The 17459-nt window shown below is 67.1% G+C and carries 16 protein-coding genes; 8 read left to right on the forward strand and 8 right to left on the reverse strand.

All coding sequences use genetic code 11. The features are described from left to right. The first annotated feature begins 75 nt into the window (after positions 1–75). Genes HWX31_RS04340 through HWX31_RS04355 form a run of 4 tightly spaced genes read left to right on the forward strand, consistent with a single transcriptional unit; the run spans position 76 to position 4798 of the window. Positions 76–921, forward strand: a complete 846-nt coding sequence (locus HWX31_RS04340) for a glycosyltransferase family 2 protein (protein WP_174963283.1) — start codon at positions 76–78, stop codon at positions 919–921. After that, positions 918–1880, forward strand: a complete 963-nt coding sequence (locus HWX31_RS04345) for a UDP-glucose 4-epimerase family protein (RefSeq protein WP_174963286.1) — start codon at positions 918–920, stop codon at positions 1878–1880. Before HWX31_RS04340 ends, HWX31_RS04345 begins: the two co-directional genes overlap by 4 nt. Before the next feature lie 8 nt (positions 1881–1888). Then, positions 1889–2905, forward strand: a complete 1017-nt coding sequence (locus HWX31_RS04350; RefSeq protein ID WP_174963288.1) for an MraY family glycosyltransferase — start codon at positions 1889–1891, stop codon at positions 2903–2905. Between the two features lie 12 nt (positions 2906–2917). Further along, on the forward strand, positions 2918–4798 hold the full coding sequence (locus tag HWX31_RS04355; protein ID WP_174963290.1) for a polysaccharide biosynthesis protein: 1881 nt from the start codon (positions 2918–2920) through the stop codon (positions 4796–4798). A gap of 86 nt (positions 4799–4884) precedes the next feature. Here the strand turns inward: HWX31_RS04355 and HWX31_RS04360 are convergent, their stop codons facing one another. Genes HWX31_RS04360 through HWX31_RS04380 form a run of 5 tightly spaced genes read right to left on the reverse strand, consistent with a single transcriptional unit; the run spans position 4885 to position 10337 of the window. Beyond that, complete coding sequence (locus HWX31_RS04360; RefSeq protein ID WP_174963292.1) at positions 4885–5994, reverse strand: MraY family glycosyltransferase; 1110 nt, start codon at positions 5992–5994, stop codon at positions 4885–4887. A 27-nt stretch (positions 5995–6021) separates the two neighbouring features. Beyond that, entirely contained in the window at positions 6022–7044 is a 1023-nt protein-coding gene (galE, locus tag HWX31_RS04365) for a UDP-glucose 4-epimerase GalE (protein WP_174963294.1), read from the reverse strand. Between the two features lie 14 nt (positions 7045–7058). Beyond that, positions 7059–8195, reverse strand: coding sequence for a glycosyltransferase family 4 protein (locus HWX31_RS04370; protein WP_174963296.1), 1137 nt, complete (start codon positions 8193–8195; stop codon positions 7059–7061). A 52-nt stretch (positions 8196–8247) separates the two neighbouring features. Then, positions 8248–9084: a glycosyltransferase gene (locus HWX31_RS04375; protein ID WP_174963298.1), complete on the reverse strand. Its 837-nt coding sequence runs from the start codon at positions 9082–9084 to the stop codon at positions 8248–8250. Next, positions 9081–10337 carry a lipopolysaccharide biosynthesis protein gene (locus HWX31_RS04380; protein WP_174963300.1) on the reverse strand — a complete coding sequence of 419 codons (1257 nt, stop codon included), beginning with the start codon at positions 10335–10337 and terminating at the stop codon, positions 9081–9083. Before HWX31_RS04380 ends, HWX31_RS04375 begins: the two co-directional genes overlap by 4 nt. Before the next feature lie 241 nt (positions 10338–10578). Between HWX31_RS04380 and HWX31_RS04385 the strand changes: the two genes are divergently transcribed. The 4 genes from HWX31_RS04385 to waaA all read left to right on the forward strand — a co-directional run bounded on the left by HWX31_RS04385 (position 10579) and on the right by waaA (position 15431). After that, entirely contained in the window at positions 10579–11973 is a 1395-nt protein-coding gene (locus tag HWX31_RS04385; RefSeq protein WP_059749506.1) for a phosphomannomutase/phosphoglucomutase, read from the forward strand. 87 nt (positions 11974–12060) lie between these two features. Next, positions 12061–13134 carry a lipopolysaccharide heptosyltransferase I gene (waaC, locus tag HWX31_RS04390; RefSeq protein ID WP_415493289.1) on the forward strand — a complete coding sequence of 358 codons (1074 nt, stop codon included), beginning with the start codon at positions 12061–12063 and terminating at the stop codon, positions 13132–13134. 19 nt (positions 13135–13153) lie between these two features. Next, positions 13154–14038 (forward strand): Kdo hydroxylase KdoO, encoded by an 885-nt coding sequence (kdoO, locus tag HWX31_RS04395; RefSeq protein WP_059491533.1) that lies wholly within the window; start codon positions 13154–13156, stop codon positions 14036–14038. Positions 14039–14075: 37 nt separating this feature from the next. Then, entirely contained in the window at positions 14076–15431 is a 1356-nt protein-coding gene (waaA, locus tag HWX31_RS04400; RefSeq protein ID WP_174963302.1) for a lipid IV(A) 3-deoxy-D-manno-octulosonic acid transferase, read from the forward strand. A 63-nt stretch (positions 15432–15494) separates the two neighbouring features. Here the strand turns inward: waaA and ureG are convergent, their stop codons facing one another. Genes ureG through ureE form a run of 3 tightly spaced genes read right to left on the reverse strand, consistent with a single transcriptional unit; the run spans position 15495 to position 17438 of the window. Next, positions 15495–16142, reverse strand: a complete 648-nt coding sequence (gene ureG / locus HWX31_RS04405; RefSeq protein WP_174963304.1) for an urease accessory protein UreG — start codon at positions 16140–16142, stop codon at positions 15495–15497. A gap of 17 nt (positions 16143–16159) precedes the next feature. Continuing rightward, positions 16160–16840: an urease accessory protein UreF gene (locus HWX31_RS04410; protein WP_174963306.1), complete on the reverse strand. Its 681-nt coding sequence runs from the start codon at positions 16838–16840 to the stop codon at positions 16160–16162. Continuing rightward, complete coding sequence (ureE, locus tag HWX31_RS04415) at positions 16827–17438, reverse strand: urease accessory protein UreE (protein ID WP_174963308.1); 612 nt, start codon at positions 17436–17438, stop codon at positions 16827–16829. Before ureE ends, HWX31_RS04410 begins: the two co-directional genes overlap by 14 nt. Positions 17439–17459 lie beyond the last annotated feature (21 nt).

A 17459-nucleotide genomic window follows, 5' to 3' on the forward strand; every position in this document is an offset into this window, starting at 1 on the left:
TGCTCTGCGCAAACCCGTTTCGGCGCTTCCAAATACTACAAAGGTACCGGGCGTATGACAGTCCGGTACGGTCAAATGAACATTGAAGTTGTGTCGGGTTCTGAAATCCGTGGTTTGTCGGTTTCCATCGTCGTGTACCGGCCAGATCTTGAGCGGCTGACAGGCACGCTTGGTACGCTTGCAGCTGCATGTAAGATGCTGCGTACAATTCGACAGGAACTGCCCGTCGAAGTGTGCTTGGTAGACAATGGTGGCCTGCCCGACTTTGGCGCGTCGCTCGACGCACTGCGCGCTTACAATATCGTTTGCACGACGCTGACAGGACACGGCAACATCGGTTATGGCCGCGGTCACAACTTGGCAATCGAGAAGTCATGTAGTCGCTATCACCTAGTGTTGAACCCTGACATCGATATCGATCCGGATGCATTGATCGAGGCGTTCGCTTTTCTCGATGCCCATGCAGATGTTGCGCTGTTGACGCCACGCATCGATGATCAGCAAAGGCGTATGCAGTACCTGTGTCGCCGCTATCCGACGATGGTCGATTTGTTCGTGCGCGGTTTCTTTCCAGAGAATCTGCGTAGGCTCTTCGCGCGGCGCCTTGCGAGCTACGAGATGCAAGATGTCGTCAACGACCGAGACATTGTCTGGGATCCTCCTATCGTCAGCGGTTGCTTCATGCTGTTTCGCACTCGTGTGCTTAAGCAACTCGGCGGCTTTGATCCTCGTTATTTTCTTTATTTCGAGGACTACGACCTGAGCTTGCGCACCAACGAAATCGCGCGCGTGGCCTATGTTCCTTCGGTGCATGTAGTCCACCACGGCGGCGGAGCATCCCGCAAGGGGTTCGCGCACATCCGCATGTTCGGGGCGTCCGCGTTCAAGTTCTTCAATCGCTTCGGATGGAGGTTGTGGTGAGCAGCATTGTTGTGACTGGTGCGAACGGCTTCGTTGGTCGCGCAGTATGCCGACTGGCGCTCGCGGCAGGGCATACGGTCACTGCTTTGGTGCGTCGCCCGGGCGGATGCGTCCTGGGCGTACGCGAATGGGTGCACTGCGCCGCCGATTTCGACGGGTTAGATGCAGCGTGGCCGCTGGATCTCGACGCGGATTGCATCGTCCATCTGGCCGCGCGCGTGCACGTCATGCGCGACGAATCACCCGATCCGGATGCAGCGTTCGAGGCGACGAACGTCGCTGGTACCCTACGCGTCGCCGAGGCCGCGCGTGCGCACGGCGTACGCAGGATCGTCTTCGCAAGCAGCATTAAGGCCATTGGCGAACACGATGCGGGTGCGCCGCTTGCGGAAGACGCGATGCCCGCCCCACAAGACGCATACGGGCGTTCGAAACTGTGCGCCGAACGACAACTCGCGCAGTTCGGCGAATCGATTGATCTTGACGTAGTGATTGTCCGTCCGCCGCTCGTCTACGGGCCGGACGTCGGTGCGAATTTCCTGCGAATGCTAGACGCCGTGTCGCGCGGCACGCCGCTGCCGCTCGGCGCGATTCCCGCACGACGCAGTATCGTCTATGTCGACAACCTGGCGGATGCTCTGTTGCTGTGCGCGACCGATCCTCGCGCAGCACTCGGCTGTTTCCACGTCGCAGACGACGATGCACCGTCGGTTACCGCGCTGCTGCAGATGGTCGGCGATGCACTCGGCAAGCCGGCGCGGCTTTTTCCAGTGCCGGCTGGCGCGCTGCGCGTGCTGGGCCGCGTGACTGGGCGCCGTGCTGCGATTGACCGCCTGACGAGCAGCCTGCAACTGGACGCGAGCCACTTGAAGCGCGTGCTCGGATGGTGTCCCCTATATACGACCCGACAAGGTCTCGAAGCGACTGCCATGTGGTATCGTTCGCGCGATACTGAATAATAGGCAATATGCATTTCGTGAATACCACGTGGTTCGCGGCATTCGCGGTGACATTAGTTACCGCAGTGGTGTCGACGACGATTCTGCGCATGCTGCTAGTCACCGGTCTCGCGTGGCGGTTGGCAACCGATGTTCCGAACGACCGTTCGCTTCATGCGCGTCCAACTCCGCGCGTCGGTGGCTGGGGCATTGTGCCGGCAAGCGTCATTGCGATGCTGGCGCTCGCGCCGCGGATGTGGCTGATCGCCGTTGCGACGCTGTTTCTGGCAGCCATGTCACAGATCGACGATCGGCGTGGGTTGCCCGCGCGTGTGCGGTTTGCCGCGCATCTGGTGGCCGTTGTCTCACTAATCGCAACCTATCCTACTGCTGCGCCGTGGTGGTTCCTCGCGGGCGTCGGTTTCATGATGGTCTGGCTGACCAATCTCTACAACTTCATGGATGGCGCGGATGGCCTTGCCGGCGGCATGGCGCTATTCGGATTTGGTGCATACGCGGCCGCAGCGCTAGGCGAAGTGCATCCGTCGGCGGATCTCATGACCAGCGGCGCGGCGATCGCAGGCGCGGCGCTGGGCTTTCTTCTGCTGAATTTCCATCCGGCGAGGCTGTTTCTCGGCGACGCCGGCTCGATTCCCCTCGGCTTTCTGGCCGGTGCGCTTGGATACTGGGGGTGGCGTGAAGCGATCTGGCCCTTGTGGTTTCCAGCAATGGTGTTTTCGCCCTTTATCGCCGATGCGTCTGTAACACTTCTGAGACGCTTGTTACGTGGGGAAAAGTTCTGGCAAGCGCATCGGGAGCATTACTATCAAAGAATGGTGCGTTCCGGCATCGACCACGGACGTACCGCCGCTTACTGGTACCTCATTATGCTCACGGGCATAGTCGTCGCCTTGTGGGCACTGAGCCGTCCTGAGTTTCAACAGTGGTTGCTGTTTGTCGCATGGTACGGCGTCCTCGCATGCATTGGAGTCTTGATCGACATGCGCTGGCACCGAATTCAGTCTGCCGCCGAAAACAACTCTTGAGGTATCTCGCCGATGTTGCGATCCAAAGCATCATGGCTGTCGCTCAGTGCTTTCCTATTCGACGTGGTCGCGGTCGTTGCCGCGTGGTTGTTTGCTTATCTCGTCCGCTTCAACGGCAGCATTCCGACCGATTTCCTGAGTGGCGCGATGACCTCGCTGGTCTGGGTGCTGCCTGTCTACGCTTTGATGTTCCGTATGTTCGGCCTATATCGCGGCCTGTGGGTGTTTGCGAGTCTGCCGGACCTAATGCGAATCTCGAAGGCGATAGCGGGTGGCGGCATGATCGTGATGATCGGCGCAGTGATGCTCCAGCCGGCGCCGATTATCCCGCGCTCCGTGCTGCTCGTCTCGCCGCTGATGCTGTTCCTGATCATGGGCGGTGCTCGTGCGCTCTATCGCGCGACGAAGGAGTTCTACCTGTACGGCGGCCTCGTCGGCCAGGGCAAGCCGGTGCTGGTGCTCGGCGCCGGCACGGCGGGCGCCAGCCTTGCGCGCGAACTGTCGCGCTCGGGCGAATGGCGCCTCGTCGGGTTGCTGGACGATGACGTCACGAAGCAGGGGCGCGAGATATACGGTTACAAGGTGCTTGGGTCGTTCGACGATCTGAAACACTGGACCGAAGCGATGAAAGTCGAGTACGCGATCATCGCGATCCCGTCCGCGTCTGTCGAAACGCAGCGTCGCGTCGCGACGTTGTGCGTGCGTGCCGGCGTCAAGGCGATGGTGCTCCCGTCGCTGACCTCGCTGATGCCGGGCCAGGCGTTCCTGTCCCAGGTCCGCCAGATCGACCTCGAAGACCTCCTCGGCCGCGACGCCGTGACCATCGACACCCCGCACGTCGAAGCGCTGCTGCACGGCCGCGTCGTGATGGTGACGGGCGCCGGCGGCTCGATCGGCTCGGAGCTGTGCCGGCAGATCCTGCGTTTCGCGCCTGCGCAGGTCGTCGTATTCGACATTTCCGAATATGCGATCTACCGACTCACCGAGGAGCTGCGCGAACGCTTCCCGGAGCAGCCGGTCGTGCCGATCATCGGCGATGCGAAGGATTCGCTGCTGCTCGACCAAGTGATGTCGCGCCACGCGCCGCACATCGTGTTCCATGCGGCCGCATACAAGCACGTGCCGCTGATGGAAGAGCTCAACGCCTGGCAGGCGCTGCGCAACAACGTGCTCGGCACGTACCGCGTCGCGCGCGCGGCGATTCGTCACGACGTCAGCCATTTCGTGCTGATCTCGACGGACAAGGCCGTCAACCCGACCAACGTGATGGGCGCGAGCAAGCGCTTGGCGGAAATGGCGTGCCAAGCGCTGCAGCAGACGAGCGAGCACACGCAGTTCGAGACTGTGCGCTTCGGCAACGTGCTCGGCAGCGCGGGCAGTGTGATCCCGAAGTTCCAGCAGCAGATCTCGAAGGGCGGGCCGGTGACGGTCACGCACCCGGAGATCACGCGCTTCTTCATGACGATTCCGGAAGCGTCGCAGCTCGTGCTGCAGGCGTCGAGCATGGGGCAGGGCGGCGAAATCTTCATTCTCGACATGGGCGAGCCCGTCAAGATCGTCGATCTCGCGCGCGACCTGATCCGCTTGTACGGGTTTTCCGAGGACCAGATCCGCATCGAGTTCACCGGGTTGCGCCCGGGCGAGAAACTCTACGAGGAACTGCTTGCCGACGACGAGACGACGACCCGCACGCCGCACCCGAAACTCCGGATCGCGCGGGCCCGTGAGGTGCCGGACCATCTGCTCGACGAGTTGCTGCCGTGGCTGATGCAGCATCGCGTGCTCAGCGACGACGAGGTGCGGCGCGACCTGCGGCGCTGGGTGCCCGAGTATCAGTCGACCGTCGCGCCCGTGCTGCACAGCGTGCCGGTGCGTGCGGCGTCGAACGGCTAAATCCCGAACCCGCCGGTTGGCGGGACGGGACGCGGCAACAAAAAAGCGCCTCGTCAGGCGCTTTTTTGTTGCAACCGGCAGGCCGCTCAATGGTTATGCCGCCGCCCCTTCCGCACCACCATCCACCGCGGCACCCGAAACCTTATGATGCTCACATAAAGCCAAACATAAGTAACCGCGAACAGCACGACGAACGTGAACAGATGCACCGTATGCCGCCAGAACAGCGTCGCCGGAATCACCGCGACGAGGCAAAGCAGCCACAGATACGGCGACGTCAGCGAATTGCGCCGCGTCAGGTCGTGCGCGGTCTTCGCGCCGACCGCCCAGCGCATCAGTCGCTTGTAGACGAGCATGTGCAGGTGCACGCCGTCCGGAATCCCCGGCGACATCCCGCGCACGAACTTCTTCCGGTAGATCGAGAAGCAGGTCTCGAAGATCGGATACATGAACAGCAGCACCGGATACCACGCGGACACCTCGCGGTTGCGCATCACCAGCAGGATCGCGAGCTCGGCGAGCATGAAGCCGATGAAGTACGCGCCGCCGTCGCCGAGAAAGATCAGCCCGGCCGGGAAATTCCACAAGAAGAAGCCGAGTACCGCGCCCATCAAGATGAACGACGCCGACATCACGACCGGGTCGCCGACCTGGAAGGCGACGTACGCGAGCGACGCGAACATCATGAAGCTGACCATCGACGCGAGCCCGTTGAAGCCGTCGATGATGTTGACCGCATTCGCGAGCGCCGCGACGGCGAGCACCGTCACGAACGCGGAAATCGCGACGTAGCCGAGCAGGAAGTCGAGGGGCGGCACGCTGATGCGCGTGACCGCGATGTGCAGCACCCCGAACGCGAGCGCGGCAGCGCCCATCGTGCACAGCAGCCGCGCGCGCGGCGACACGCGCTTGGTCAGGTCTTCGACGAGTCCGGACAGGAAGGCCGGCATCCCGCAGCCGACCAGCCCGAGGATGCTGCCGGCGATCGTCGGGTAGCGCTGCGTGAGCAGCAGCGCCGACGCGACGACCCCGGCGAGAATCCCGATGCCGCCGACGCGCGGCACGGGCCGGACGTGGAATTTCTGCACGCCGGCCAGATCGCTGTCGACCGAGAACTTCTCGTGCAGATGGGCGTAGCGCACGATGAAGAGCGTGACGAGCAGGGAAACGATGAAACCGGACGCGAAGCTGAGCATGGGATTGCTCGGAAATGGGACAGCGGATTATACAAAACCGTTCGGGTTGTTTTCCTGCCAGCGCCAGTGGTCGACGCACATTTCATCAAGGCCGAACTTCGCGCGCCAGCCGATGACGTCGGCAGCGGCCCGCGGGTTCGCGTAGCACTCGGCGACGTCACCCGGACGGCGCGCGACGAGCTCGTACGGCACCGGCCGGCCGGATGCCTTCTCGAACGCGCGCACGACTTCCAGCACGCTGTAGCCCCGGCCCGTGCCGAGGTTCACGACGAAGCTCGCGTCGCGCTTCACCAGCGCGTCGAGCGCGGCGATGTGTCCTTGCGCGAGATCGACGACGTGGATGTAGTCGCGCACACCGGTGCCGTCCGGCGTCGGATAGTCGGAGCCGAACACGCGCAGCTTCGCCAGCTTGCCGACCGCGACCTGCGCGACATACGGCATCAGGTTGTTCGGGATGCCGGCCGGATCCTCGCCGATCAGGCCGCTCGCGTGCGCGCCGACGGGGTTGAAGTAGCGCAGCGTCGCGATCCGCCACGACGGATCGGACAGTTCGAGATCGCGCAGCACCTGCTCGGCGATCAGCTTCGACTGGCCGTAAGGATTGGTTGCGGACAGCGGGAACGATTCGTCGATCGGCGAGCGCTCCGGCACGCCGTAGACGGTTGCGGACGAGCTGAACACGAACTGCTTCACGTTGCGCTCGCGCATCACCTTGAGCACCGTCAGCAGGCCGCCGATGTTGTTCTGGTAGTACTCGAGCGGCTTCGCGACCGATTCGCCGACGGACTTCAGCGCCGCGAAATGAATCGCGCCGGTGATCGGGTGCGCGTCGAACACCTTGCCGAGCGCCGCCTCGTCGCAGACGTCGACCTGATGGAACGCGGGCGTCTTGCCGGTAATCTGCGCGACGCGCCGCACGGACTCGGCCTTGCTGTTGACGAGGTTGTCGACGATGACGACGTCGTAACCGTGATCGAGCAATTCGACCGCGGTGTGCGAGCCGATATAGCCCGCACCGCCCGTCACGAGAATCGTTCCCTTCGTGGTCATGGCTTCGTGCTCCTTCAGAGAGAGACGCCCGTCAAGGCGCGTATGGTGATTGTGTAGCGTTCGACGACCTTCTGCTCGTCGAACTCGGCAACGACCTTCTGCCGGCCGCGCCGACCCATCGCCGCGCGGCCGTCGGGCCCGAGCGCGATCATCTGCATGACGCGCTCGGCCAGGCTCGCGGTGTCTCGCGCCCGGCACAGCAGGCCGGTGTCGCCGTCGGCGACGACGTCGCGGCAGCCCGGCACGTCGGTCGCGACGATCGGGCGGCCCATCGCGGACGCCTCCATCAGCGTGCGCGGCACGCCTTCGCGGTACGACGGCAGCACGACGCAGTCGGCGGCGGCGATGTGCGGGCGCACGTCGTGCGCCTCGCCGAGGTATTCGACGACACCTTCGCGCACCCACGCGTCGACATCGTCGCGGCCGATCGCGCTCGGGTTGTCGACGCCGAGCGGGCCGAGCAGCTGGAAGCGCGCGCGCGGATGCTGCGCGCGCACGACGCGCGCGGCCTCGACGTACTCGCGCACGCCCTTGTCCCACAGCAGCCGGCCGATCAGGATGAACACCGGCGCGTCACCGGCCGGCAGCGGTGCGGGCGCGAACTGTTCGAGATCGACGCCTTCGCCGTGCAGGAGGCGCGCACGCTCGGGGTGCGCGAGCAGCCGCTCGTCGGAGAACGTCGCGAGGTCGTCGCGGTTGAGGAACCAGACCTCGCGCGGGAAGCGAAACGCGAACCGGTAGAGCCGCTTCGCGATGCTCGCCGCGCGGCTCTTCTGGATGAACACGTAGCCGAGCCCGGTCGTCACGGCGACCGACGGCACGCGCGCGAGCCACGCGGCGACGGAGCCGTAGATGTTCGGCTTGATCGTATAGTGGAACACGAGGTGCGGCTGCAACGCACGGTAATGGCGATACAGCGCGACGAGCGTGCCGAGATCCTCGCGCGGGCTCGTGCCCTTCGACGCGACCGACAGCGGCACGTAGCGGCAGCCCATCTGCTCGAGCAGCGGCACCGTGCGGTCGTCGGGCGCGGCCACGATCACCTCGGCGCCGCGCGCGACGAGCATGCGGATCAGCCCGTGGCGATACGTATAGATCGCCCAGGCCGTGTTGCAGACCAGCACGATGCGCAGCGGGGAAGAGGCAGCCATGAAAAAAACCAAAAAATAAAGCGTCGAAAAAGCCGAATATGCCGAATATGCGTCAAGCGGACGGCCGCGCGGCGAACAGCATCTGCTTGATCCGCTGCAGCGTGCGGTACGGCGTCACGAAATGCAGCAGGTTCTTCGCGAGGCCGGCCCAGTCGTACGGGTTCAGCGCGTTGAAATGGCGCAGCAGCAGCGCGAGCGTCGACATCAGCTGGCGGCGCCGCTTGGTCGCGCTGATCCCGCCTTCGTTGAGCTCGTAATAGAGTCCGAGCTCCGGCAGGTTCGCGCAATCGTAGCGTTGCATTAAGCGTAAAAAAAGGTCGAGATCCTCGGCGGCGCGGTATTTCGCGCGATAGTTGCCGACCTCGCGCACGGCGTCGACGCGCAGCATCACCGACGGATGCACGAGCGGCGAGCGCAGGAAGCGCGTGCGGCGCAGCGCGCGCGGATCGGCGGGCGGCGTCAGCATGAAGCGCGGCTCGCCGGCGCGCGACACGACCTGCGTCCACATGCCGACGCAGGCGACGCGCGGATGCGCGTCGAGATACGCGCGCTGCTTCGCGAGCCGCCCGGGCGCGGCGAGATCGCCGGCGTCGATGCGCGCGGCATAGCGGAAGCCGCGCGCCGCGAGCGCGTCGATGCCGGCTTCGAGCGCGCGCTCGATGCCGCCGTTCTGGGGCATGCGCAGCACTTCGACCGCGAGGCCGGGCAGGTCCGGCACGGCAAGCGGCGGCGTGCTGCCGTCGTCGACGACCAGCACGTGCACCGGCGCGTCCTCGCGAAACGACGCGAGGGTCCGGACGACATCGTCGTGTGCGTTGTAGGCCGGCATCAGCACGGCTACGTTGCCGAGCGGGCCGGCATCGCGCGGCGCGGAAATAGGGGACGTCATGGGCGCAGCTTGAAACGAATGTAATAAAAATTTACCGCGGCGGCGGCAAGATAGCCGCCTGCCAGCCCGACGAGCGCGCCGTACAGGCCGAGCCGCGGAATCGCGAGCAGGTTGACGAGCGCGGCGATCGCGAGCGCGAGCGCCCATTTCGCCAACAGGACGAATTTTGCTTGATATTTGAGAACGATAAGATTGCCTATCGCCTCGATGCCGGCCGGCACGGACAGCCAGACGGCCCAGCGGAAGATGTCGACCGACGCTTCGTAGCCGGGTCCGAACACCTTGCCGATGATGAGCGGCGCGGCGGCATCGAGCACGAGCGCGCCCGCGGTCATCAGGGCGGCGGTCATCGCGATCAGCCGGACGATGTTGCGGCGCAGCCGCGCGATGTCCTGCACGCGGTAGACGAACGCGGGCGCGATCGTCTGCGCGAGCATCAGCGCGAGCGTGATCCAGTTCTCGTTGAGCTGCTGCGCAGCCGCATAGCGGCCGAGATCGGCGAACGACACGTGGCGCTCGAGCATCAGGCGGTCGAGCTTGAGGAACAGGTACATGCAGATGAGGCCGAGCCAGAACACCGTGCCGGCGGTCGCGAAGTGCCTGAACGTCGGCCGGTCGACGTGCCAGCCGAGCGTGCCGCCGTGGTGCTGCCGGAAATACAGCAGCAGCACGATGCCGATCGCGGCGGCTTCGAGCGCCCACAGCCATGCGAAGCGGGCGGGGCCGGCGGCGGCGTGCACCAGCAGCCAGACGAGGAGCGCCTTGACGAGCGCCGCGGCCATGCTGGTGACGAGCTGCGGCTTGCTGTAGGTGATGCTCTGCAGCCACGCGTTGACGACGCCGACGAACGGCTCGCGGAAGACCATCGTCACCGCGAGGCCGGCGAGCATCGCGCCGACGAGCGGGTCGAACGCGCCGGCGGCGATCGCGACCCAGGTCGCGGCGAGCGCGGCGGCCGACACGGCGATGCGCAGCGCGAACGCGCTGCCGAGCACCGCGCCGAGCTGTCCGGCGCTGCGCTGCACGATGGTCGGAACGAGGATTTCCGCGCCGCATACCCAGGTGAGCGGCGCCAGCACGAGGAGCAGCGTATTCGCGTACTGCCATTTGCCGAACACGTCCGGCCCGAAATAACGGGCCAGGAGGCCGCTGATCGCGATCGCGACGCCGATCTGCGTGAGCCGTTCGAGCCCCAGCCAGACGAGGTTCGAGACGGCTTTCGCGACGTCCGGATTGGCGAGGCGCTTCAGCATGGCGCGCCGCGCCGGCGCGCGCGTCGGAAGGGCGCAACGGCGCCGGCAGGCGGGCGCGTTGCGGCGGCGGGACGGCTAGGCATTAAAATGGGCGGTATCCGCGTAATCGAAACGAGCGATTATAAGTTGGTTCGGGATCGCTCCCGCCATCCCGGCCCGTCCGGACAAGCCCCGGGCGCGAGGCCCGGCGCCGGCGACGAGGCGGCCAACGTTTTCCATGCAGGCAACCGAGAGTGAATCGATGATTTCCCAATCCATCTTCAAGGCATATGACATTCGCGGCGTGATCGGCAAGACGCTCGACGCCGACACGGCGCGCGCGATCGGCCGTGCGTTCGGCAGCGAAGTGCGCGCGCACGGCGGCGACGCGGTCGTCGTCGCGCGCGACGGCCGGCTGTCGGGGCCCGAGCTCGTCGGGGCGCTTGCCGACGGCCTGCGTGCGGCGGGCGTCGACGTCGTCGACGTCGGCATGGTGCCGACGCCGGTCGGCTATTTCGCGGCCAGCGTGCCGCTCGCGCTGAAGGGCGGCGAGCGCCGCGTCGATTCGTGCATCGTCGTCACCGGCAGCCACAATCCGCCGGATTACAACGGCTTCAAGATGGTGTTGCGCGGCGGAGCGATCTACGGCGAGCAGATCCAGGCGCTGTACCGCCGCATCGTCGACGAGCGCTTCGAGACGGGCAGCGGCACCTACGAGCAGTTCGACGTCGCGGAGCAGTACATCGCCCGCATCGCCGGCGACGTCAAGCTCGCGCGGCCGATGAAGCTCGTCGTCGATGCCGGCAACGGCGTCGCCGGGCCGCTCGCGACGCGCCTGTTCAAGGCGCTCGGCTGCGAGCTGGTCGAGCTGTACACCGACATCGACGGCACGTTCCCGAATCACCATCCGGACCCCGCTCACCCGGAAAACCTGCAGGACGTGATCCGCGCGCTGAAGGAAACCGACGCCGAGCTCGGCTTCGCGTTCGACGGCGACGGCGACCGCCTCGGCGTCGTCACGAAGGACGGCCAGATCATCTTCCCGGACCGCCAGCTGATGCTGTTCGCCGAGGAAGTGCTGTCGCGCAACCCGGGCGCGCAGATCATCTACGACGTGAAGTGCACGCGCCATCTCGCGCCGTGGGTGAAGGAGAAGGGCGGCGAGCCGCTGATGTGGAAGACGGGCCATTCGCTCGTGAAGGCGAAGCTGCGCGAGACGGGCGCGCCGCTCGCGGGCGAGATGAGCGGCCACGTGTTCTTCAAGGACCGCTGGTACGGCTTCGACGACGGCCTCTACACGGGCGCGCGCCTGCTCGAGATCGTCGCGAAGTCGGCCGACCCGAGCGCGCAGCTGAACGCGCTGCCGGACGCGATGTGCACGCCGGAGCTGCAGCTGTGGCTCGACGAGGGCGAGAACTTCCGCCTGATCGAGAAACTGCAGAAGGAAGCGAAGTTCGACGGCGCGGACGAGGTCGTGACGATCGACGGCCTGCGCGTCGAATATCCGGACGGCTTCGGTCTCGCGCGTTCGTCGAACACGACGCCCGTCGTCGTGCTGCGCTTCGAAGCCGAGACGCAGGACGGCCTGGCCCGCATCCAGGAAGACTTCCGCCGCGTGCTGACGGCCGCGAAGCCGGACGTGAAGCTGCCGTTCTGAACGCGGGCGGCGGCGCGTTCGCCGCCTGGCGTTTTTGCCTACGGTCGCCCCCGAAAAGCGGCGCACGCGCAACGCGGGCGCCGCTTTTTGCCGGTCGGGGCGGCCGGGCGCGATAAAATCGCGTCTTTATGCCTGTCGCCGGCCGTCCGCCGGCGTTTTTTCAGCGTGCAAAAGATCCTGATCGTGCGCGTGTCGTCGCTGGGCGACGTCGTGCACAACATGCCGGTGATCGCCGATATCCGGCGGCGCCATCCCGATGCGCAGATCGACTGGCTCGTCGAGGAAAGCTTCGTCGACCTCGTGCGGCTCGTCGACGGCGTGCGCGACGTGCTGCCGTTCTCGCTGCGCCGCTGGCGCAAGAAGCCGCTCTCGGGCGCGACGTGGCGCGAGATCGGCGCGTTCCGCAAGCGGCTCGCCGCCGAGCGCTACGATCTCGTGATCGACTGCCAGGGGCTCATCAAGACCGCGTGGGTCGCGAGCTGGGCGCGCGGCCCGCTCGTCGGGCTCGGCAACCGCACCGACGGCGCCGGCTACGAGTGGCCGGTGCGCTTCTTCTACGACAAGCGCGTGCCGATCGAGCCGCGCACGCACGTCGTCGAACGTTCGCGGCAGCTCGTCGCGGCCGCGCTCGGCGACCCGGCGCCCGCGCCCGCCGAGCCGATCGACTTCGGCCTCGACACGCGCGCGGCGTCGCGCGCGGTGGCCGCGCTCGGGCTGAACCTGCCGGTGCCGTACGTGGTGTTCGTGCATGCGACGTCGCGCGCCGACAAGCAATGGCCGGACGCCGCATGGATCGAGCTCGGCCAGTCGCTCGTGCGGCGCGGCGCGTCGCTCGTGCTGCCGTGGGGCAACGACGCGGAGCGCGCGACCAGCGAGCGGCTCGCGAAGGAGTTCGGCGCGGCGGCGATCGTGCCGCCGAAGCTGTCGCTGCCGGCGGTGGTCGGGCTGATCGACGGCGCGGCGGCCACCGTCGGGGTTGACACAGGTCTGGTTCACATCGCGGCCGCGCTGAAGCGCCCGACGGTCGAACTGTACAATTTCGCGACGGCCTGGCGGACCGGCGGCTACTGGTCGCCGAACGTCGCCAACCTGGGCACGGCGGGGCAGCCTCCGTCGATCGCACAGGTGAAGTCGGCGCTCGCGGGCTTCGGTCTCCTGTAACCGCACGCATCCCAAGACCATGAGCGAATCCCAGATCATCGAAGTCTCGTCCGCCGACTGGCGCGGGCACAATCTGTCGGTGCCGCGCGAGCAGCTGCTGGCCGCGGTCGAAGAAGGCAAGGTGCTGTATTTCCCGCACCTGCGCTTTGCGATCGAAGGCGGCGAGGAAGCGCTGCTCGATCCGGCGCTCGCCGATCCGAAACGCAAGAACATCAGCCTCGCGCCGAACGGCGGCGCGCTCGCCGGCGTGCTCGGCGACGGCGTCACGCAGTCGGCGGTGCGCGCGCTCGTCGCGCGCTTCCAGCAGCAGGCCGGCTCGCTCGTCGACGGCCTCTTTCCCGAATACCGCGGCAAGCTGCGCGTCGCGCCGACGAGCCTGCGCCTGATGCAGGTCGAGACGCGCCAGACGTCGTGGCGCAAGGACGACAGCCGGCTGCACGTCGACGCGTTCCCGTCGCGCCCGAACTACGGCGAGCGGATCCTGCGCGTGTTCACGAACGTCAATCCGGCCGGCGCGCCGCGCGTGTGGCGCGTCGGCGAGCCGTTCGAGGCCGTCGCGAAACGCTTCCTGCCGCGCATCCGGCCGCAGCTGCCGGGTTCCGCATGGCTGCTGAACCTGCTGCACGTGACGAAGACGCCGCGCAGCGCGTACGACCACCTGATGCTGAACCTGCACGACAGCATGAAGGCCGACCTCGACTACCAGAAGAACAGCCCGCAGGAGACGATGCCGTTTCCGCCGGGCAGCGTGTGGATCTGCTTCTCCGACCAGGCGTCGCACGCGGTGATGTCGGGCCAGTTCATGCTCGAGCAAACGTTCTTCCTGCCGGTCGACGCGATGGTGCGGCGCGATTGCGCGCCGCTCGGCATTCTCGAGCGCCTGACGGGCAGGGCGCTGGTTTGAACGCGCGCCGCAATCGGAATCAAGAGGTGGCCGCTTCATGCTGAGGGTGATCTATCGCGCGCTGTGGTGGCTCGTCGCACCGCTGGCCGTCGTGCGCCTTTACGTGCGCTCGCGCAAGGAGCGCGGCTACCGCGAGCATATTGGCGAGCGCTTCGGCTACGGGCCGGGCCGCGCGCCGGACGAGCGTGCGCCGCTGATCTGGGTGCATGCGGTGTCGGTCGGCGAGACGCGCGCCGCGCAGCCGCTGATCGACGCGCTGATGAAGGCGCGCCCGGACGCGCGCATCCTGCTCACGCACATGACGCCGAGCGGCCGTGCGACCGGCACGCAGATCTTCGGCGATCGCGTGCTGCGCTGCTACCTGCCGTACGACATGCCGGGCGCGGTGCGGCGCTTCCTGCGCGCATGGCGGCCGACGCTCGGCCTCGTGATGGAAACCGAGGTGTGGCCGACGCTGATCGACGAATGCCGCCGCGCGGACGTGCCGCTCGTGCTGACCAATGCGCGGATGTCCGCGCGGTCGTACAAGCGCGCGGCGAAGTTCGGCGCGGCGGCGCGCGACGTGTTCGGCGGCTTCTCGCGCGTGCTCGCGCAGAGCCCGGCCGATGCGGAGCGGCTGGGCTCGCTCGGCGCACGGCACGTGACGGTGCTCGGCAACCTGAAATTCGACATGACGACGCCGCCCGAACTCGCGGCGCGCGGGCATGCGTGGCGCGACGCGATCGGCGCGCGCCCGGTGTGGGTCGCGGCGAGCACGCGCGAGAACGAGGAAGCGCTGGTGCTGCAGGCGTTCGCGGCGGTGACGACGCCCGGCGCGCTGCTGATCCTCGTGCCGCGTCATCCGCAGCGCTTCGGCGAAGTCGAGGCGCTCGTCACGCGCAACGGACTCAAGTGCGTGCGGCGTTCGGCGTGGGCGGCGGATGCCGCCGCGCTCGCGGCGGGCCAGCCGGCGGCGGCGCGGTTGCCGGCCGACGTGTCGGTGCTGCTCGGCGATTCGATGGGCGAGCTGGGCGCGTACTACGCGGCGGCCGACGTCGCGTTCATCGGCGGCAGCCTGCTGCCGCTCGGCGGACAGAACCTGATCGAGGCGTGCGCGGTCGGCGTGCCGGTGCTGATCGGCCCGCACGTGTTCAATTTCACGCAGGCGACCGCCGATGCGGTCGCGGCCGGCGCGGCGATGCAGGTCGAGGATCCGCTCGATCTCGCGCACGTGCTCGACGCGCTGTTCGCCGACAAGGCACGGCGCATCGCGATGGGCGCGGCCGGCGCGGCGTTCGCGTCGCGTCACCGCGGCGCGACCGCGCGCACGGTCGACGTGCTCGCGGCGCTGCTGCCGCCCGCGGAACATGGCGCACGCGCGCCGCAGGACCCGCAGGACACCTCCGACGAATAGGCGAGGGCGGCGCAATGCCACCCTGGGCAAGCGTGGCGGCGTCGTGTGCCGCCGCCGCGCCGCTCACACTGTCAGCAAGCCCTTCTTCTCGATGAACGCGATCACGTCCGCGACGCCTTCGAGCGCCTTCAGGTTCGTCATCACGTAAGGTCGCTCGCCGCGCATCTTCTTCGTGTCGGAGGCCATTACGTCGAGGTTCGCGCCGACCAGCGGCGCGAGATCGGTCTTGTTGATCACGAGCAGGTCCGACTTCGTGATGCCCGGCCCGCCTTTGCGCGGGATCTTCTCGCCGCCCGCGACGTCGATCACGTAGATCGTCAGGTCCGACAGTTCGGGGCTGAACGTCGCCGCGAGATTGTCGCCGCCCGATTCGATGAACACGATGTCGGCGTCGGGAAAGCGAGACAGCATCCGGTCGACGGCCTCGAGGTTGATCGACGCATCCTCGCGGATCGCCGTATGCGGGCAGCCGCCCGTCTCGACGCCCATGATCCGTTCCTCGGGCAGTGCGCCCGCGACCGTCAGCAGGCGCTGGTCTTCCTTCGTATAGATGTCGTTGGTGATCGCGACGAGGTCGTAGGTGTCGCGCATCGCCTTGCACAGCATTTCGAGCAGTGTGGTCTTGCCGGAGCCGACCGGGCCGCCGATGCCGACGCGCAGCGGCGGCAGCTTCTTCGTGCGGCGGGCGGACGGGGAGTAGGGTGCGTTCATGGCGGGTGGCGTGTGGGTCAGGAGCGGAACAGCCGCGAATACTGGGTTTCGTGCCGCGCGGACAGGATGCCGAGCTGCGGCGCGAACGTGTTGATCCGGTCGGGCGGCGTCGCGAGCGCGCGCTGCACGGCCGCGTCGATCGCGCTGCGCAGCGCGACGATGATTTTCTGGCCGGCGAGCTGGCCGAGCGGCACTGCCTTCAACGCGGCGGACGTCTGGTTCTCGACCCAGCCGAACGCATACGCGGCGAGTGTCGCGTCCGCGTGCGCGCCGTGGGCCGCCGCCGCATACGCGAACGCGGTCGGCAGCGCGATCGGCGTGATCGCCGCAAGCGTTTCGCGGCGCGCGGCGTCACCCCATTCGAGCGACGTGCACAGCTGCGCGAGCGACCAGCCCATCTGTTCGGTCTCGCGGCGCAGCTCCGCCGATTCGCGGCTCGCGACGAACCATGCGTTTTCGCGGGCGAGCGCGTCGGCGTCGTGCGCATGCCAGCGATCGAGCTGATGCGCGAGAAACGGCAGCTCGCCGTGCGCGAGCACGTCGGCAAGGCCGCTCGCGATCCAGTCGCGCGCGCTGTCGGCATCGCGGATCAGGTTCGCGTCGAGCGCCGCTTCGAGTCCCTGCGAATAGCTGAACGCGCCGATCGGCAGCGCGGGCGACGCGAGGTGCAGCAGCGCGACGAGTTCAGTGGTGTTCATGGCCGTGGCCGTGCGTGCATCCGGGACCATGCTGGTGATCGTGATCGTGATCGTGATCGTGATCGTGCGAATGCGAATGGCCGTGGTGCTCGCCGAACACCTGCTGCGCGAGCGCATAGTCTTCGGCGAAGGTCGCGTCGTGGCCGTGCCGGTGCCCGCCGCCGTATGCGCCGGCTTCCGGCTGGAACGGCGCGTCGACCTGCTCGACCTGCGTGCCGAGCCGGCGCAGCATGTCCGCGAGCACGGGATCGGCTTCGAGCAACAGGTAGCCGTCGCCGATCTCGACCGGCGTGTGGCGGTTGCCGAGGTGGTAGGCGGCGCGCATCAGCGTCAGCGGATCGGCCGCGCGCACGCGCAGCACGGTTTCGGGCGCGGCGACGACGCGCACCAGCGCGCCGTCGTCGGCGACGAGCACGTCGCCGTCGCGCAGCACGGTGCCGCGCGGCAGCACGAGCGCGACGTCTTCGCCGGTATCGAGCGTGGCCGCGAGGCGGCTCTTGCAGCGGGCGTCGTAGGCGAGCGTGAGCGTCGGCGCGCGCACGACGAGCGACGCGGCCAGCTTCACGTTCGGGGCAATGCGTTTGTCGAGGGTGCGCATGGATCGGAAATGAATCGGAAA

The sequence above is a fragment of the Burkholderia ubonensis genome, from assembly GCF_902833085.1.
GTDB lineage: Bacteria > Pseudomonadota > Gammaproteobacteria > Burkholderiales > Burkholderiaceae > Burkholderia > Burkholderia ubonensis.

What these genes read in the sequence shown, in the direction of transcription:
- HWX31_RS04340 (WP_174963283.1), top strand. Translation starts at nt 76, where the DNA reads ATGAACATTGAAGTTGTGTCGGGTTCTGAAATCCGTGGTTTGTCGGTT.
- HWX31_RS04350 (WP_174963288.1), top strand. Translation starts at nt 1,889, where the DNA reads ATGCATTTCGTGAATACCACGTGGTTCGCGGCATTCGCGGTGACATTA.
- HWX31_RS04355 (WP_174963290.1), top strand. Translation starts at nt 2,918, where the DNA reads ATGTTGCGATCCAAAGCATCATGGCTGTCGCTCAGTGCTTTCCTATTC.
- HWX31_RS04360 (WP_174963292.1), bottom strand. Translation starts at nt 5,994, where the DNA reads ATGCTCAGCTTCGCGTCCGGTTTCATCGTTTCCCTGCTCGTCACGCTC.
- galE (WP_174963294.1), bottom strand. Translation starts at nt 7,044, where the DNA reads ATGACCACGAAGGGAACGATTCTCGTGACGGGCGGTGCGGGCTATATC.
- HWX31_RS04370 (WP_174963296.1), bottom strand. Translation starts at nt 8,195, where the DNA reads ATGGCTGCCTCTTCCCCGCTGCGCATCGTGCTGGTCTGCAACACGGCC.
- HWX31_RS04375 (WP_174963298.1), bottom strand. Translation starts at nt 9,084, where the DNA reads ATGACGTCCCCTATTTCCGCGCCGCGCGATGCCGGCCCGCTCGGCAAC.
- HWX31_RS04380 (WP_174963300.1), bottom strand. Translation starts at nt 10,337, where the DNA reads ATGCTGAAGCGCCTCGCCAATCCGGACGTCGCGAAAGCCGTCTCGAAC.
- HWX31_RS04385 (WP_059749506.1), top strand. Translation starts at nt 10,579, where the DNA reads ATGATTTCCCAATCCATCTTCAAGGCATATGACATTCGCGGCGTGATC.
- kdoO (WP_059491533.1), top strand. Translation starts at nt 13,154, where the DNA reads ATGAGCGAATCCCAGATCATCGAAGTCTCGTCCGCCGACTGGCGCGGG.
- waaA (WP_174963302.1), top strand. Translation starts at nt 14,076, where the DNA reads ATGCTGAGGGTGATCTATCGCGCGCTGTGGTGGCTCGTCGCACCGCTG.
- ureG (WP_174963304.1), bottom strand. Translation starts at nt 16,142, where the DNA reads ATGAACGCACCCTACTCCCCGTCCGCCCGCCGCACGAAGAAGCTGCCG.
- HWX31_RS04410 (WP_174963306.1), bottom strand. Translation starts at nt 16,840, where the DNA reads ATGAACACCACTGAACTCGTCGCGCTGCTGCACCTCGCGTCGCCCGCG.
- ureE (WP_174963308.1), bottom strand. Translation starts at nt 17,438, where the DNA reads ATGCGCACCCTCGACAAACGCATTGCCCCGAACGTGAAGCTGGCCGCG.